Below are 16,867 nucleotides of genomic sequence, written 5' to 3'. Positions count from 1 at the left end.
CCTCTAAAAACTAACTAACCTACCATATGACCAAACCCATTCTAATTGCAGTATTCCTAATTAATTTTACTGCTGTTATTTCACAAACCACAACAGATACGATAAAAACGCATAAACTTTCTCCTGTAACGGTAGAAGGAAATCGGATACCGCTGGACATTCATCGGCTTGAACCCGTACAAGGTACTTACATTTATTCTGGAAAAAAGAATGAAGTAATAGATATGGCGCAAAAAAATGTTGCTATTACTGAGAAATACGGCAGACAGATTTTTGCCAAAATACCAGGTGTTTTTGTTTATGATATGGATGGAACAGGAAATCAGGTAAATATTTCTACTCGCGGACTTGACGCACATCGCAGTTGGGAATTCAATGTCCGCAAAGACGGAATCATCACAAACTCTGATATGTATGGTTATCCTGCCAGTCATTACAATATTCCAATGGAAGCACTTGAACGTATTGAGTTGGTTCGAGGCACGGCTTCACTGCAATACGGAGCGCAATTTGGCGGTATGTTAAACTATATAAGCAAACAGCCAGATTCAAAAAAGTTGCTTTTGAAACGATCAATACGCTGGGTTCTTATGGTTTGGTAAGCACTTACAACAGTCTTTCTGGTACATTAGGTAAGTTTCGATATTCGGCTTGGGTAAATGGAAAATGGATTACCGGTTATCGTGAAAATAGTGATGCCAGTTTTGATGCTGAAGGAATTTCGCTTTATTATGATGTATCAAAAGATCTAACCTTCAAGTTGGAGTGGACACATTCAAACTATATTACACATATTCCGGGGCCATTGACAGACAGCATGTTTCATGATGATCCAAAAATGTCAACCCGTTCCCGCAATTATTACCAGCCCAATATTCACATTCCTTCCATTACAGCGGATTGGAATGTTGCTCCTTCAACAAAACTGCGACTTGCAACTTCGGCTGTTTTAGGAGCAAGAAACAGTGTAATGTTTGACAAGCCAGCCAATATTGCCGACACTATTGTTCCTGTTACACTTCAATACAACAATCGTCAGGTTGATATTGATCATTTTAATAGTTATACCACAGAGCTACGAATGCTTCAATCGTACAAATTATTTCAGCAAACAAGTTCTCTTGCTCGCAGGAATTCAGTATATGAACAACGACCTGCACCGTCAACAGCAAGGAAAAGGAACAACAGGAACCGATTTTGATTTATCGCTTGTAACACCAGGCTGGGGAAGAGATCTGCATTTCAAAACAAAAAACATTGCATTTTTTGCAGAAAACCGATGGCTTTTAGCAAAACGATTTTCAGTTAATACAGGAGTTAGAATGGAAATTGGCGAAACGAATATGACAGGTACTACCATTTATTATTCGGAAAAGGATCTGCCAAATAAAATTGAACATCACTTTCCGTTGTTTGGAGTAAGTGCGCAATATGATCTGACACAAAATATCAATATTTACGTAGGATGGTCGCAAGCTTACAGGCCTGTTATATTTAAAGATATTATTCCACAATCGATTTATGAGGTAAGCGACAAAAATTTAAAAGATGCGTACGGTTATAATACGGAAATCGGTTTTAGAGGCAAATGGAAATTTCTGAATTGGGATGCAACAGGTTTTTATTTAAAGTATAACAATCGTTTGGGAACACTTGTAGAAAACGATGCGACAAATAATCTGATTATTTTTAGAACCAACATTGGAGATTCGCGAACAGCAGGACTTGAATTCTTTTTGCAAGGAGATTTCTCTTTGGGCAAAAAAACAAGTTTGTCATTGTTTACTTCGACTTCTTTCATGGACGCCCAGTACGAAGATGCTGTAGTTAGATCAGGCAATACCAATGTAAATATCGACGGCAATAAAGTAGAAAGTGTTCCGTCTTGGATTTCAAGAAATGGCATTACATTTAGATATTCATCAGCTAGTTTCTCGGCACTTTACAGTTATACTTCTGAAAGTTATGCCGATGCACTTAATACTGTTACGCCTTCTGCAAGCGGAGCCGTTGGTTTGGTTCCTGCTTATCAGCTACTGGATTTAAATTTTGCTATACGATTGACAGAAATTATAAAATTGCAATTTAATCTGAGTAATGTTTTTGATGAGCATTATTTTACCAAACGCCCTCAATTTTATCCAGGACCTGGAATATGGCCGTCAGACGGAAGAACGTTTTCAGGAACAGTAGCTATAAAAATATAATCGGAATACATTATTGTAAAGTGATAGAATATAGAATATAGAATATAGAATCCTCTTCTATATTCTATCGCTTTTAAAATTTAATTTCCGAAATGTTTTTGAACTGCCAGTACTAAAAACATAAAATCGGTAGATCCACCACCCATAACATATTCGGTTTGTTGCCAAAAGTAAGGCCATTTTTTAAGTTCGGGCAAGTTTGGTCTAATAAGTGCCGTTCCCGAAGTTACTCCACCGGGAATATAAGACCAATCGGCACGATTCATGCCATACGCTACCAACAACGAATTTGATCCAATTCCAGATGCAAAAGAGGCTGTATTATTGCCAGGATGAACTCCAAGTATAAAATTCAAAGCTTTACTGTACACTTCGTAGTTTGCAAACTCTGGCCATGATTTTGAAAAATAATATTGCTTTACGCCAAATTCCTGTAAAGTCCAGCCAGCTCCCCAGATATTCGGTGTGTAAGGAACTCCATATGGAGAATCTGCAAGGGAATTGTTTTTGGTTTTCAGACTAAATTTTTGCGCCTCAACATTCAATTTGTCCAAAACAGATTTATCTTTTATAAGATGCTTTATTCTTCCAACTTTCCATCCTAAATTATCGAAATTTTTTAATACATCTTCTTTTAAATCTGTAATTTGATTGATGTAACTTGTATCGTTTGTTGACAGTGCTAATTCGACAAGAACCGTTATTTTACTTTCTGCTCTTTTTGATTTTGCAAAAGATGTTTTGTAAAGTGCTTTGGATGTTTCTAAGCATTCAGCGACCAATTTAGGATTTGAAGCCTTTAAAACCCGATAAGAAGCGGCAAGTCCGGTCGCAACATACAATTCCCGATCAGGATTATCTTCGGTGAAAACCCATCGATCATCATCTTTAGCACTTGGATTTGTGGTCCATTTATTATCTGTAACTCCGCCAAAATCGCCGAGAAGAACATATTGTTTTAGATCGTTTGTAATTATTCCGCGATATAAACGTCCCATTGAACGATAGCCTGCCAAAATGGAAGCCAATCCATGTTCCATTTGCCGCAAAGCATCCGACTTTCCATCGGGTTGATGAATTTCAACTATTTTTTTATCTAAATCGATACTTGTCGCATCATAAGATTCAATATTAAATTCCTCTAACATCAACGCCAGATTCCACACTGTCCCAATTTGAGATTCGACTCTTAAATCGTCGTCTCCTGCATCGTGCCATCCTCCTTGATTCAGATTCGGAACAATTTCATTCGGTTTATATTTTGTAAGTGTCGAAGGTCCCTGAACATATCCATCAAAATGATTCAGATTTACTGGCGCCATTTGGGCATCATCCAAATGACAGAAGTTATGCCAAATTCGATACTTTTCATTGACTCTCATGTGGCACATTTGTACAGGTAAAAAGTATTCCAGAATGGGTTGCCAGACATTTCTATCATAAAGTTTTTTGCTTATTTGGAAAGGAGAAGTTTCATTTCCTCTGTAACTTAATGTGTACATTCCTTCTTCCTTTATTTCTGAAAAGTCTATTTGGTAATAGTTATATCTTAAAAAATCTCCCCATTTTTTCGGTTTTATAGTTTTGATGTTTTTCTTGCCAAACTCATCATGTTTTATCAAAATTACTTCTGATGTTTCTGTATCATTTGGATCTGTTTCCAGAATAGCTACTTTAGATTGTTTCGGATAATAGCCGACTTGGGAAACCTGAACAATAGGCTTGTAAGTCCAATTCGGAATAACATTTGGAGAAACAACAATGTCTATAACCCTTTTTCCTGATCTGGCAGAAATAGGGGAACGGATAATAAACCATCCGTTATTATGATTGATTCTTCCATCCCATAATGCAATGTCTTCTAAATTAGACTGGATCGTTACTCTCGATAAATCGCTTTCAGGGGCAATTGTGATTTTTTTCCTTTACAGAGAGGAGTGCCAAGATTCTGTCCATCCATTTGAGATTGAAGGGGCCCGTAAGGAGAATGAGTAAAAATGCCGAAATTTCCATCACATATATAAGACTTTCCAAACAGATCGCCCGGAAACAATTCAATGTTGAAACCAATTTTTCCTAACCATTTTGCATCAACCTCATTATCCAAATCGACTGTAATTCGAAAATTATTTCCTTCTGTAGGCGTTACGTTAACTTTATATTTTAATTTAAAATCAGGATAATCTATTGGGTTAAAGCCAATACGGTTTTTAGATTCATCAGGATAAGATAAAGTCTGAGATATTGTATTCGAACCCGAATCTATCTTTTTTACGACCTCTTTTGGTACAGGCGACCATTGTCCTGGCGAGATTTCTAAACGCAAATCTCCATTTGCCATGACGCGTTCACCATGCTGAATCATTGTGACCCCTGTTTGATGCCCATCGGGATAAATATCATCAAAGACTGTTACATCCAGGCCCCTAGCAGAAAAATAACCTTTTGGATGAAGTTTTAAGTTTTGTGCCTCCATTTTTATTTGAAGCATTACAGTCAGTAATACAAAAACAACAAGAGTTTTGTTTTTCATTATTTTATAAATTATTGCCATTAATACTCATTAACTACTGCTTAAAAAGAACATAAGCTTATAAATGTAGTTTTCTGCTAATAATCTGAATAACAAATTTGAAGCGTAATATAGAAGAATTGATGCTTTTTTAATCGTTTAATTTCATGTCAAATAAGTTTAGGAAATAAATCAATTTTAATGTTCAGTAGAATAGCAATTATTCATTGCTAATGTAGTTCTTTTGGTACTATAAGATTTAAAAGGCTTTGATACAATGTTTTAAGTGACTGCTTAAAACTTGATGAAACGATTATGGACCCAAATTCAAATATGTTAGGCCCTAATCCAGCGATATTAGGAAAAGCTATTATTTAATTGGTCGCTGATTCTGAAACTCTTCAATCGTTAAGTTTCCGAGTGCCGAATGTCTTCTGCAGGTGTTGTAAAAGTTCTCTATATAATCGATTATTGATTTTTCTGCTTTTTCTTTAGTTGTATATCTATTTTGGTATACCAATTCTATTTTCAATGTCTTGAAAAAGCTTTCTGCCACTGCGTTATCATAGCAGTTTCCTTTACGGCTCATGCTTTGAGTTATTTTATTCGTGTCTAGTAAAGCAATAAAATCACGGCAGGTATATTGTATACCTCGGTCTGAGTGAAAGAGCAGTTCCTGACAGATCTGCAGGGGGCGATTTAGAAGCGCTTTTGTCAAGGAAGCGATGCTGGTATCTTTTGCTCTCATTGTTTCGCTGATTGAGAAGCCGATCACTTTGCGGTCAAAAAGGTCTATCACCACGGTGAGATACAACCAGCCTTCCTCTGTTTCTACGTATGTCATATCAGAAACCCAGATTTCATTTATTCTGTCTGCTTTAAAAACCTGCTCTAATCTGTTTTCGACGACGTTGCTGTTGCGGGATGGGTTAGTAGTTTTTTTGTATTTCGATTTTGCAATGCTTCTCAGATGGTTTTCCTTCATGATCTGCCCGACAAATTTTCTTGAAACTTTTATCCCGATGGAATCTAATTCTTTGGCAATTCTTGGGCTCCCGTATCGGCACTGGCTCCAGTGGTAGATTCTTATAATTTCGCGTATAATGTGGGCTTTTCGTTCTGACCTTGCGGTAGGCGTTCTTTTGCGCCATCGGAAGAAACTGCTTTTGTGGATCTGAAAAATCCGGCACATCTTCTCGACAGGAAATATTTCAGAATTTTCCCTGATAAATTCATATTTCACCTGCCGCTCCTGGAGAAGATATTTTGAGCCTTTTTAGAATATCCCTTTCAATTTCCAGCTCTTTGATCCGTTTCCGCAGTGTCGCTAATTCATTTATATGGGATAGTTCAGCTGAGGTTTTCTTTATGGTAAATCTGCCGTCCTGATAGAGCTTCTTCCAGTGCCGCAGGGTGCTTGTGCTGATATTGAGCTCTCTTGCCACGTCGCTGACCCTTCCGCAGTGGATGCTCATAGATGCGGCCAGAATCTTGAAGCCCAAAGTAAAGGTTCTCCTTGTCGTTTTCATGCTGTTAAAATTAGCAGGAATAAAGTTAGCCGCCAGTCAGAAACTTTGCCCATTATATCCTTCTTTTTTTACTACTTCATATAAACACCGCCTAAGCTTTTAGTCGCAAAAAAGGTAGCAACTCCAGCCTGAAAGTGCACCGATTCTGCACCTTTAATTTTGTGAGGATTTATAAATATTGAAAATAGGCTTTAAACAAAAAAAACCTGCAAATCATTGAATTTGCAGGTCTTCAGACATTTTTTATGGCTTTTTGAAAAGATTGAAAACTTTATGTTTTCCGCCTTTTTGGCCTTTCCGTGGGGAGAGCAGGATTCGAACCTGCGAAGTTCACACAGCAGATTTACAGTCTGCCCTCGTTGGCCGCTTGAGTATCTCCCCGATCTCAGCTTATTGTGCTTTGTTGTTCTAAGCGGTGGCAAAGATAGGAACTCTTTCTACATTTCCAAACAAAAAAACGACTTAATTTTAAGTTATTTTAAAGTTGTTTTTTAATTCATTGGAATTGAATAAAATAAAAATAGGCTTCGGATAAGTTTTGTTTAATTATTTTTGAAAATAAGATTATTCTTTCGTTGTGTTTTTTATTTTTACTCTGGATTTCGATTAGTAAAAGCTGTCAGCTATTGTTTTTATTGATAAAAAAATGTCCCAAAAATCATCTAAGTTTTTCGTTGCTTAGAAATTGATTTGTCATAAAATTTAATGATTAAACAAAAAAATCTCCACGAGGGAGATTTTTTTATTCGATTATTTTTGAAATTATTTAGCCAAAAGCTCTATAATTTTTGCTCTCAATTCTGGACCTCTTAAATCCTGAGCTACCACTTTTCCTGATGCATCAAGAATGAAAGTTGCTGGAATTGATTCAACATGATACTGTCTGCGCAATTGGTTCATCCCAAAATTTCAAGTTAGAAACATGTGTCCAAGTTAAGCCATCTTTTGCGATAGCTTCAGTCCACTTGCTTTTTTCTTTATCTAAAGAAACACCAACAATGTTTAATCCTTTTGAATGCAATTCTTTATAAATCGCTACGACGTTAGGATTTTCTTTGCGGCACGGTCCACACCATGAAGCCCAGAAATCAACTATGGTTACTTTGCCTAAACTTTCTTTAAGCGAAACCATTTTCCCTTCTGGATTAGGAGCTGAAAAATCTGCTCTTCATTTAGCGCTACCTACTGGAGTCGCTGATGCACCTACAGTTGGTAATTTTGCTTGTCCAATTTTTGTTTTAGCGTCTTTTCCAGGTTTAGTGTTTTTTACAGACTCATCTAAAGAGTTGTAAATGCTTTCTACTTTTTTAGCATCAGCAGTTGGGTCTTCAGACATTCCTTTTACGATTAAAGCAGAAATGAATGATTTTGGGTGAGATTCAGCATAAGTAACATATTTCTTTTTAGTGTCTGCTTGAACCTCTGTTTGGATTTCCATGTATTGTTTCATCAAGCCATTGATAGTTGCTGTATCTTGAGCTTGTTGAGCTTGTTGCATTTTAGCAGTATTGTTTTTTTGAAAATCTACTAATTTTTTAGAAGTTTTGTTAAGCTCTTCTTGGAATTTTACAAACTCTTCATTGTTGTAAGTTCCTGAAATTTTAGATTTGTGGATGCTGTCTTTGTCAATAGCGATTGCAATTTCTCCTGTTTCTAAGATAAATGGAATTGGTGCATTAGCATCTTGAAGAATTAAAGTATGAAAAGCTGGTTCAGTTACTTTTCCTTTTATTTCAAATTTTCCGTTTTCAACTTTTACTGTATCAAGGGCAACAGTCATTTGTGTTACTGGATCTTGACCTTGAAGAATGATTGTTTTTCCGTTCGCAATTCCAGTTGCAGTTCCTGTAATTAGATACTCTCCGTCTTTAACTTTGCTCGCATGAAATAATTGCTACAGAAGCTGTAAGTAAAAAATATTTTTTTCATTATAAAAATTAATTAGTTAATTGATTTGTGCAACAAAAGTATTTAAAAATATAGAACATCAAGAATTTTGTAACCTAAAATTTTGTTATAGTTTTTTGTGTGCTAAAGTCCCTAAAATCAAGTGATTTGCTCGTTTTATGTCATTTAAAACTACTAATTGTGTTTTTATTTTGAATGAAAATAAACAATTTAGCATTTTTAAGGCATAAAAAAAGCACTCTGTAATGAGAGTGCTTCTGAGTATATTTTAGCTATAAAAACTATTCTTGGTTTGTTTTCTTTCTCCAAGTAAAAGCGTTTAAGATATGTCTTTTTGCAAATCTTGCTGGAGAATCTGCATTTACCATTTTCACGTAAGTTGCTTTTGGTACGCTGATGTATTCGTAAACACTTCCATTAGAAAAGTCAATAATCAAACGTCCTTCAACAAATTTGAAATCTGTGATAGAACAAGTTGAAATTGTTTCTGTGTACTCAGGTAAATTAAGTTTGATAGTATCAGGATGAATACTTACTAAAAAGTGGTAAGCTTCAATGATTGTTTTACTTTTTTCTTCTGCCTCTTTTAAACCTGCCTCGTTTCCAACAAATTTATCAGGATGAGATTCTTTCATCGCATTACGATAAATTGTTTTTAAATCTTTTAGCTCTGCAGTTTTTTCTACGTTTAGTAACTTGCGGTATTCAACTATTTTTTTCATAAATAAAAGGTAACTACTTGTCTATTAGTTTGAAATCGATATTAATTAGTTCAAATCGACAAATTTTTTGCAAAGGTACACTTTTTTTAACTTTTCTGTTTTCAACTAAAAAAATTCTGAATGCTGTAAAGATTTAACCGCAAAGTTCGCGAAGGTTTACGCAAAGAGCGCGAAGTTTTTTTAAGGTTATACATAAATGCAAAGTTCGCAAAGCTATGTCGACACAAAGCTTTGCGAACTTAATATTCTTAAAGTATACAATAAGTAAAAATGACCTTAGCGATCTTTGCGTTAAAAATTAAGCGTTCCAACAAAACCTGAAACAAAAAACTTATTCCGGCTTATGATTTGCTTTATCAAAGTTTCTTGATTTTTTTGGATATTGCTTAAAGCTAATATAGCTAGGATTTTCGATTACCGATTTAATTGTAACCCAATCCCCAACTTTAAAATTACTCTGAACCATTTTATAGTCTAAAAGATATTCTCCGCAGAAATAATTGTTGTTTTCATCTTTTTCGATAATACCGGTAAAAACTCCTTTTTGCGGCATTTTTTGTTGTGAATCTTTAGACATGATTTTTCATTTAAAATTAAAAAGCAAAGGTAAGCAATTTAGGTTTGTTTTAGGGAGTTCGCTGTAATCTGAGTATATTTGCACATGCAGAAAAATTTTAAGCCACATCCAAATTCTTTTAAAAATACGTTTTGTGCTTTTCATGAAGTGCTTCCGCATAAAATTGAAGGTTTGAAAAAACAATTTGAAAGCAAAGCTGGAAGTGCTTACTATTATACTGAAGAAGGGATGTACCGAGTTTCGAACCATTGGGGAAGATTAGCAAACAGCAAATGGCGCTTGATTGCCCTTGATCCTGAAACCGAATCGAAAACGAAAATTGGTTTTGCAAAATGGAGTGAGTTTTATCCTGATAATGCCCAAGAAAAACTCTATTATATTAGTGCTGATTTTGATAAAAATCTTGCTAATTATCAGCATAAAAATAATCCCGAATATGATGGAAAAGCGATTTTAAGAACAAGTTTTGAAACTACAAAAAGATTGAAACAAGTTCGGAATCTGCAACAACTGACATCTTGGGCAAAACATTTTGATTGTGAGGATATTGATGATTTAAGAAAGCAGATCATAACCGAATTGATTTTTACAGAAAAAAGTTTAGAAGAAATTAAAAGAGAAATTTATGGGACGCAATAACGAAAGAAACATTAAAAAGCACAACGATAAATTGCACAAAGCCCAAGCAAAAGCAAAACAAGCTGAGATTTCCCGCAAAGAAAAGCTCAAAGAAATAATGAAAAAGTTCAACGAAAGTAAAGAGTAAATATAAAATTGCCACAGATTTCGTTAATTACCGTGAATTCTATTTTAGAATTGTGTTCAAGGCAGATTAAAAATTAGAGGAAATTTGTGTAATTCGTGGCAAAAAAACATCCATATGAATAGCAAATTCGAAGAATTAAAACCAAGAGTACAAGAAATCATTGATTTGATTGCCGCAAAAAACGACAGAGAAGCAAATAACAAACTGCTTGAAGTTAGCGAAACATTAGACGAAATGATTGATTTTGCTGAAGAAGATGAAGAAGTGAGAGAAATCAGCAGATATCAAGTTTTGCTGAATCAGCTTCATGTAAAAATTAATGGAGAAGAAGCAGTCGATGACGAGTCATAAATGTTTTTGCGACACTGGATTGCTTTTTGAAAACTGTTGCGGATTATATCTTCAGCAAAATCAAAAAGCGCCATCAGCTTTGGCTTTGATGCGTTCTCGATATTCGGCATACGCAACACACAACGCTGATTATCTTTTGGAAACCACTTATATTTCTGAAAGAAAATATTATTCAAAAGCTGAAATTCTGAAATGGGCGACGGCAAATAAATGGCAAAAATTAGAAATTTTGAGTTTTGATGAAAATACAGTAGAATTCAAAGCTTATTTTTTAGATGCCAATCAAAAACCACAGACGCATTATGAATTTTCGACTTTTAAATTTGAAAACGATGCATGGTTTTACGTTGATGGAAAGTTTGAATAATTAGTATATCTAACACTGTTAGTTGCTGATTTTGGTTGAATATTTTAACTAAAAATTAATAAACGTTTCGTTTTTCATAATTCTAAAAAGATGTAATTTTAAAATTATGAAAAACGAATTTAAAAAAGGTTTTTATTTTAAGTCGTACGAAGCCCCATTTCAGTCTCCGTTTGAGAAACTATTTGGCATTTTTAAAGAGCTGATCACCCATACTTCGGGGGATTTTGATGAAGCAATAAACTGGCTTCGGGAGTTGGACAAAGAATATAAACTGACCGACGAGAACTACACAATCGATGATTTTATCGAAGATTTAAAAAAGAAAGGTTACATAAAAGACGAAGTAAAAGAAGACGGCTCTAATGGTTTTGGAATTACTGCCAAAACTGAAAGAGCAATTCGTCAGCAAGCTTTGGATCAAATTTTTGGGAATTTAAAACGTTCTGGAAACGGAAATCACAAAACAAAACATGCCGGAAATGGCGACGAACATACAGGCGAATTCCGTGAGTTTAATTTTGGCGATGGATTAGAACGTATTTCATTGACTGAAAGCCTTCGAAACGCGCAAATCAATAATGGCGTAGAAAGTTTTATGCTGACCGAAAATGATTTGGTTGTTGAGGAAACACAATACAAAGCTCAAATGAGTACTGTTTTGATGATCGATATTAGCCATAGTATGATTTTATATGGTGAAGACCGAATCACTCCGGCCAAAAAAGTGGCAATGGCTTTAGCCGAATTAATTACAACACGCTATCCAAAAGATACGCTCGATATTTTGGTTTTCGGAAATGACGCTTGGACAATTCCAATCAAGGATTTACCTTATTTACAAGTTGGACCTTATCATACCAATACGGTTGCTGGACTTCAATTGGCAATGGATATTCTAAGAAGAAAACGGAATACCAACAAGCAGATTTTCATGATTACCGACGGAAAACCAAGTTGTGTACGCGAGCGTGATGGTTCGTATTATATGAACAGTAACGGACTCGACGAATATATAGTGGATAAATGCTATACACAAGCACAACAAGCGAGAAAACTTCACATTCCAATTACGACCTTCATGATTGCAAACGATCCTTATTTGCAACGTTTTGTAAATCATTTTACAGAAGCCAATCAAGGAAAGGCATTTTACACTGGTTTGAAAGGTCTGGGCGAAATGATTTTTGAAGATTATGAAACAAATAGGAAGAAAAGGGTTCGGTAAAGGTTTTATCGTAGAGACGCATTTTAATGCGTCTAACACAATCCAATAAAATAAATTACACAATCGATATTTCAATAAAATGGAAATAAAAAATATAAAAACATTAGGCCAATTAAAGGCCTCTGGATATAAAAGCACAAGTATTAAAGATGAATTACGAAATAATCTTCGTGAAAAAATCAAATCTGGAAAAGCGGTTTTTGAAGGCGTTCATGGTTTTGAAAATACAGTAATTCCTGAATTAGAACGTGCGATTCTTTCTCGTCACAACATTAATTTATTAGGACTTCGCGGGCAAGCGAAAACACGTTTGGCGCGCAAAATGGTCGAATTACTTGATGAATATATTCCGTTTGTTACGGGTTCAGAAATTAATGATGATCCGTTAAATCCAATTTCTCGTTTTGCAAAAGATTTAATTTCAGAAAAAGGAGATGAAACTCCAATTTCGTGGTTGCATAGAAATGAACGTTTCTTTGAAAAATTAGCAACGCCAGATGTTACCGTTGCCGATTTGATTGGTGATGTCGACCCAATAAAAGCGGCAAATTTAAAATTATCGTATGCTGATGATCGTGTAATTCATTTCGGAATGATTCCGAGAGCAAATCGTCGCATTTTTGTGATCAATGAATTGCCTGATTTGCAAGCTAGAATTCAAGTTGCATTGTTTAATATTCTGCAAGAAGGCGATATTCAAATTCGTGGATTCAAACTGAGAATGCCGCTTGATATGCAATTTGTTTTCACAGCAAATCCAGAAGATTATACAAATAGAGGAAGTATTGTAACGCCTTTGAAAGATAGAATTGGTTCACAGATTTTGACGCATTACCCAGAAACTGTTGAAATTGCCAGAACGATTACAGAACAAGAAGCAAAATTAGATGAAAATCAAGCTGAAGTGGTATATGTGCCAAGTTTAGCCAGAGATATTTTGGAACAAATTAGTTTTGAAGCGCGCGAAAGCGAATATATCGACAATAAAAGCGGTGTAAGTGCCAGAATGAGCATCACAGCTTTTGAAAATTTAATCAGCACAGCAGAACGCCGCGCTTTAAAATCAGGAGTTGATAAAACTGTTTTAAGACTTTCAGATTTTATGGGAATTATTCCAGCCATAACTGGAAAGGTTGAATTGGTTTACGAAGGAGAGCAGGAGGAGGCGGCTGTTGTGGCGCAGTATTTAATTGGCTCGGCAATTCGAACTTTATTTTCCGAATATTTCCCGAAAATTGAAAAATTAGAAAAGCCTGGAGAAAAAACACCTTATTCAGATATTATTGAATGGTTTTTTGCCGAAAGCGGATTTGAATTGCTAGACGATGCTTCAGATAAAGAATATCAACAGATTTTAGACGAAGTAACGCCACTTGATGCTTTATTGAAAAAGTATCAGCCTCAATTAGACAAAAAAGATCAGTATTTTGTGAAAGAGTTTGTTTTATGGGCATTGGTTGAATATAAAAAACTGAGCAAAGATCGATTTGCAACTGGACATCAATTTAAAGATATGTACGGAAGTTATATTAGTAAATTGTAGATAATTGTAAATTGTTAATTATAAATTATTAATTGATTCTTTATCGCTATTAGACCTAACAGGTTTTTAAAACCTGTTAGGTCTTTTCAATTTAGAATAGTTTATTTTTGCGCTCAAAACTCAAGTTATGTTATTTCTTATTTTAAGTATTTTGTGCGGCGTAACGGTTGGTGTAATCTTTAAAATCACCCGAAAGTACAGTGCAAACGCTATTCAAATAATTACCTTCAATTATGTAACCGCATTATTGCTTTGCTACTTTACCTTTAGTCCAGATTTAACCGCAATTTCTGCCAATGCGCCATGGAGTATTTATGCATTAGTTGGAATTTTATTGCCAATTGTTTTTCTGTTTTTGTTTTCTTCTATAAAACATATGGGAATCGTAAAAACTGATGCGGCGCAACGCTTGTCGCTTTTTATTCCGATAATTGCCGCTTGGCTTATTTTTAAAGAAGAATTTAATTCGTATAAAGTCATCGGGTTGATAATTGGGTTTGTAGCGCTTTTATTCATCCTAAAAAACAAACGGCAAACGATCAAAACCAGTGGATTTATCCATTGGCTGTATTTCTAGGTTTCGGAATTATCGATATTCTTTTTAAACAAATCGCACTTTACACGGCTTTGCCATATACCACTTCTTTGTTTATGGTTTTTGATATTTCTTTGGCTATTTCTTTATTGGTTGTGGTTTATGATGTTGTTCTAAAAAAGGTAAAACTTCAGTCAAAAAATATTCTTTTTGGAGCTTTAGTTGGAATTTTTAACTTCGGAAATATATTGTTTTACTTGAAAGCGCATAAAGCATTCGCAGAAAACCCTTCAACTGTTTTTGCTGGAATGAATATGGGCGTAATTGTTTTAGGAAGTCTTGTTGGTCTGCTTTTTTCAAAGAAAAATTGTCGAAAATCAACTTTATCGGCATTGCTTTGGCTTTAATTGCGATTGTTTTTATTGTTTTTTCGCAATTAAGCTGATATTTTTTAATCCGTAAACCCTTAATTTACAAGCGTTTTAAAAATAATTTCAAAAGTTTTTAAAATTAACTCTACTAATTCGATAGAATTTATAAAATATATTTATAAATTTGCTTCAACAATGAAAAACTATAGTCTAAATATCATCCCGTTTATGTGCGACTTGACGATGTGCTTGCATGTCAAACCATGCGATGAAATGGCGTTAATAGAGAAAGTACTTGTTAGTTATTTTTTTTAGCCTTTCATGCACCAATGAAAGGCTTTTTTAGAACTATTAATAACCATAAATATGAGATCGAATCGAAACACTAATATTATGATGCCTTGTTGCTTGATGAAAATTCCGTGTTGTACCTGCGGCTATTGCCGATTTTATTTCACGAGAATTTAATTTGATGTTCCAAATCAAAAACTAACATTTAAAAACTTAAAAAGATGAGTTCAGAAATTATAAAACAGAATCCGTTTCAATCGATGATTGATCGTTTTAATATAGCGACCGATATTCTAAATTTAGAAGAATCAATAAGGCTGAAATTGCGGCGTCCTGAAAAACAAATTGTGGTGAATTTTTCGATTACTTTAGATAATGGAAAAGAACAGAATTTTGAAGGATACCGCGTAATACACAATACGGCACTTGGTCCTTCAAAAGGAGGGATTCGATACGATACCGCCGTAAATCTTGACGAAGTGAAAGCTCTTGCGACCTGGATGACTTGGAAATCGGCTGTAACGGGAATTCCCTTTGGAGGAGCAAAAGGCGGTATTATTTGTGACCCAAAAACGCTTTCTAAAACCGAATTGGAAAGAATTACGAGAGCTTATACCAAGGCGTTGTCCGATATTTTTGGGCCACAAAAGATGTTCCGGCTCCAGACATGGGAACTGGACCAGATGAAATGGGCTGGTTGATGGATGAATTTTCGATTGTACACGGAAAAACAATTCACGCCGTAGTAACTGGAAAACATTTGCATTCAGGAGGATCTTTGGGCAGAGTAGAAGCAACAGGAAGAGGTGTTAGCATTATCACTTTATTGGCACTTCAAAAATTGAAACTTAGACCAGCTAGATCAACAGTTGCAATTCAAGGTTTTGGAAATGTTGGATTGCATTCAGCGTTATTTTTATTCGAAAAAGGGTTGAAAATTGTTGCTGTAAGTGATGTAAATGAAGCTTTTTATAATCCTGAGGGAATTAACATTCCTGAATTGATTTTGTATTATAATCTCAATAACAAAAGCATAAAAGGATATCCAAATTCGGTTGCGATTAAGCATGAGGAATTATTGTTGTTGGATGTAGATGTTTTGATTCCGGTCGCAAAAGAAGATGTAATTACACAAAATAATGCGGCATCTATTCGTGCAAAAATTATTGTTGAAGGTGCAAATGGTCCAGTTTCATCTGATGCGGATAAAATTCTGCATGAAAATAATGTTTTGGTCGTTCCAGATATTTTAGCAAATGCTGGCGGTGTGACGGTTTCGTATTTTGAATGGCTTCAGAATTCACTTTTAGAATCGTGGAGAATTCACCAAATCAATACACGTTTGGAAGATATTTTAGAAAAAGGTTTTGAAACCGTTTTCAGAACAGCATTGAAGCATAATGTTACGCCAAGAATCGCGACTGTACATTCTCGCGTTGCAAAAAGTTGCTGACACGCAGTCTGTAAAAGAAGTAGCGTTAGAAGCTCCAAAATTTAAACAAAATTAATGGTTTGGTTGTAAAGATAAAGGTCGTTTTCGAGTTGAGGTCATTTTTAAAATGGATTGAAATATGAAAACGTCTTTATCTTTAGTTTTATGACATATATTTTAGTTTTTAAGAATAAAAGAAATTTTAAAAAATGGAACACATTAATTTTCTTGCTTTTGCAATGCCTGCTTTTTTTCTGTTTTTGTTTTTAGAATATAAACTCGCACAACATAAAAAAAGCCGGAAATTTTCAATTATGAAAGTTCGGTTTCAAACATTAGCATTGGTATTGCAGAGCGTTTAATTAATTTATTTATTGCGGCATGAGTTTTTATCAGCTGTATTATTTCATTTACGATAATTATAAACTTTTTGATATTCCAAGTAACATTATGGTTTGGTTTGCACTGATTCTCGCGACAGATTTTGTTTGGTATTGGTATCATAGGTTAGGGCACGAAGTCAACTTTTTT

Annotated in this window: 20 protein-coding genes, 1 tRNA gene and 1 pseudogene; 12 read left to right on the top strand and 10 right to left on the bottom strand. The window is 34.8% G+C overall.

Going from position 1 to position 16,867, the window contains the following annotated elements; translation table 11 throughout:
- The first annotated feature begins 26 nt into the window (after positions 1–26).
- The 3 genes from ACQ9BO_RS19880 to ACQ9BO_RS19870 are packed head-to-tail and all read left to right on the top strand — an operon-like array spanning position 27 to position 2,207.
- Positions 27–602 (top strand): TonB-dependent receptor plug domain-containing protein, encoded by a 576-nt coding sequence (locus ACQ9BO_RS19880; protein ID WP_431242160.1) that lies wholly within the window; start codon positions 27–29, stop codon positions 600–602.
- A complete protein-coding gene (locus ACQ9BO_RS19875; RefSeq protein ID WP_431242159.1) occupies positions 596–1,201 on the top strand; it encodes a hypothetical protein in 606 nt (201 codons plus the stop codon). Before ACQ9BO_RS19880 ends, ACQ9BO_RS19875 begins: the two co-directional genes overlap by 7 nt.
- Positions 1,122–2,207 (top strand): TonB-dependent receptor domain-containing protein, encoded by a 1,086-nt coding sequence (locus ACQ9BO_RS19870; protein ID WP_431242158.1) that lies wholly within the window; start codon positions 1,122–1,124, stop codon positions 2,205–2,207. Before ACQ9BO_RS19875 ends, ACQ9BO_RS19870 begins: the two co-directional genes overlap by 80 nt.
- Before the next feature lie 80 nt (positions 2,208–2,287).
- Here the strand turns inward: ACQ9BO_RS19870 and ACQ9BO_RS19865 are convergent, their stop codons facing one another.
- The 10 genes from ACQ9BO_RS19865 to ACQ9BO_RS19820 all read right to left on the bottom strand — a co-directional run bounded on the left by ACQ9BO_RS19865 (position 2,288) and on the right by ACQ9BO_RS19820 (position 9,455).
- Positions 2,288–3,925 (bottom strand): glycoside hydrolase family 9 protein, encoded by a 1,638-nt coding sequence (locus tag ACQ9BO_RS19865; protein WP_431245173.1) that lies wholly within the window; start codon positions 3,923–3,925, stop codon positions 2,288–2,290.
- A gap of 161 nt (positions 3,926–4,086) precedes the next feature.
- Positions 4,087–4,740 carry a hypothetical protein gene (locus ACQ9BO_RS19860; protein WP_431242157.1) on the bottom strand — a complete coding sequence of 218 codons (654 nt, stop codon included), beginning with the start codon at positions 4,738–4,740 and terminating at the stop codon, positions 4,087–4,089.
- A gap of 349 nt (positions 4,741–5,089) precedes the next feature.
- Positions 5,090–5,962: an IS3 family transposase gene (locus ACQ9BO_RS19855; RefSeq protein ID WP_431242156.1), complete on the bottom strand. Its 873-nt coding sequence runs from the start codon at positions 5,960–5,962 to the stop codon at positions 5,090–5,092.
- Positions 5,952–6,248: a transposase gene (locus ACQ9BO_RS19850; protein WP_431242155.1), complete on the bottom strand. Its 297-nt coding sequence runs from the start codon at positions 6,246–6,248 to the stop codon at positions 5,952–5,954. The genes ACQ9BO_RS19855 and ACQ9BO_RS19850 overlap by 11 nt, the downstream gene beginning before the upstream one ends.
- A gap of 300 nt (positions 6,249–6,548) precedes the next feature.
- Positions 6,549–6,629, bottom strand: a tRNA-Tyr gene (locus ACQ9BO_RS19845).
- 381 nt (positions 6,630–7,010) lie between these two features.
- Positions 7,011–7,148, bottom strand: a complete 138-nt coding sequence (locus ACQ9BO_RS19840) for a TlpA family protein disulfide reductase (protein WP_431242154.1) — start codon at positions 7,146–7,148, stop codon at positions 7,011–7,013.
- Positions 7,117–7,380 (bottom strand): peroxiredoxin family protein, encoded by a 264-nt coding sequence (locus ACQ9BO_RS19835; protein WP_431242153.1) that lies wholly within the window; start codon positions 7,378–7,380, stop codon positions 7,117–7,119. The genes ACQ9BO_RS19840 and ACQ9BO_RS19835 overlap by 32 nt, the downstream gene beginning before the upstream one ends.
- 36 nt (positions 7,381–7,416) lie before the next feature.
- Positions 7,417–8,058, bottom strand: a complete 642-nt coding sequence (locus ACQ9BO_RS19830) for a DUF4369 domain-containing protein (RefSeq protein ID WP_431245172.1) — start codon at positions 8,056–8,058, stop codon at positions 7,417–7,419.
- A gap of 379 nt (positions 8,059–8,437) precedes the next feature.
- Complete coding sequence (locus tag ACQ9BO_RS19825; RefSeq protein ID WP_111366992.1) at positions 8,438–8,878, bottom strand: KTSC domain-containing protein; 441 nt, start codon at positions 8,876–8,878, stop codon at positions 8,438–8,440.
- Between the two features lie 331 nt (positions 8,879–9,209).
- A complete protein-coding gene (locus ACQ9BO_RS19820; RefSeq protein WP_431242152.1) occupies positions 9,210–9,455 on the bottom strand; it encodes a hypothetical protein in 246 nt (81 codons plus the stop codon).
- An 84-nt stretch (positions 9,456–9,539) separates the two neighbouring features.
- Here ACQ9BO_RS19820 and ACQ9BO_RS19815 point away from each other — a divergent pair, with 84 nt between their 5' ends.
- The 9 genes and pseudogenes from ACQ9BO_RS19815 to ACQ9BO_RS19775 all read left to right on the top strand — a co-directional run bounded on the left by ACQ9BO_RS19815 (position 9,540) and on the right by ACQ9BO_RS19775 (position 16,357).
- Complete coding sequence (locus ACQ9BO_RS19815; RefSeq protein WP_431242151.1) at positions 9,540–10,094, top strand: hypothetical protein; 555 nt, start codon at positions 9,540–9,542, stop codon at positions 10,092–10,094.
- A 241-nt stretch (positions 10,095–10,335) separates the two neighbouring features.
- Entirely contained in the window at positions 10,336–10,572 is a 237-nt protein-coding gene (locus tag ACQ9BO_RS19810) for a hypothetical protein (RefSeq protein ID WP_343534835.1), read from the top strand.
- On the top strand, positions 10,559–10,939 hold the full coding sequence (locus ACQ9BO_RS19805; protein ID WP_431245171.1) for a YchJ family protein: 381 nt from the start codon (positions 10,559–10,561) through the stop codon (positions 10,937–10,939). The genes ACQ9BO_RS19810 and ACQ9BO_RS19805 overlap by 14 nt, the downstream gene beginning before the upstream one ends.
- Before the next feature lie 106 nt (positions 10,940–11,045).
- The gene (locus ACQ9BO_RS19800; RefSeq protein WP_132988953.1) at positions 11,046–12,164 is read left to right on the top strand and encodes a vWA domain-containing protein; all 1,119 of its coding nucleotides are present in this window, start codon (positions 11,046–11,048) and stop codon (positions 12,162–12,164) included.
- 79 nt (positions 12,165–12,243) lie between these two features.
- Entirely contained in the window at positions 12,244–13,707 is a 1,464-nt protein-coding gene (locus ACQ9BO_RS19795; protein ID WP_431242150.1) for an AAA family ATPase, read from the top strand.
- Positions 13,708–13,834: 127 nt separating this feature from the next.
- Positions 13,835–14,284: an EamA family transporter gene (locus tag ACQ9BO_RS19790; RefSeq protein ID WP_431242149.1), complete on the top strand. Its 450-nt coding sequence runs from the start codon at positions 13,835–13,837 to the stop codon at positions 14,282–14,284.
- Positions 14,269–14,649: a hypothetical protein gene (locus ACQ9BO_RS19785; protein ID WP_431242148.1), complete on the top strand. Its 381-nt coding sequence runs from the start codon at positions 14,269–14,271 to the stop codon at positions 14,647–14,649. Before ACQ9BO_RS19790 ends, ACQ9BO_RS19785 begins: the two co-directional genes overlap by 16 nt.
- A gap of 476 nt (positions 14,650–15,125) precedes the next feature.
- A pseudogene (locus ACQ9BO_RS19780) lies at positions 15,126–15,559 on the top strand (Glu/Leu/Phe/Val family dehydrogenase); the annotation flags it as partial.
- A gap of 12 nt (positions 15,560–15,571) precedes the next feature.
- Complete coding sequence (locus ACQ9BO_RS19775) at positions 15,572–16,357, top strand: Glu/Leu/Phe/Val family dehydrogenase (protein ID WP_431245170.1); 786 nt, start codon at positions 15,572–15,574, stop codon at positions 16,355–16,357.
- The last annotated feature ends 510 nt before the right edge of the window (positions 16,358–16,867 follow it).

The sequence above is a fragment of the Flavobacterium sp. P21 genome (assembly GCF_050632225.1).
GTDB lineage: Bacteria > Bacteroidota > Bacteroidia > Flavobacteriales > Flavobacteriaceae > Flavobacterium.
The sequence above is the reverse complement of the archived record's forward strand: the minus strand, read 5'-3'. Positions and strand labels throughout refer to the sequence as shown.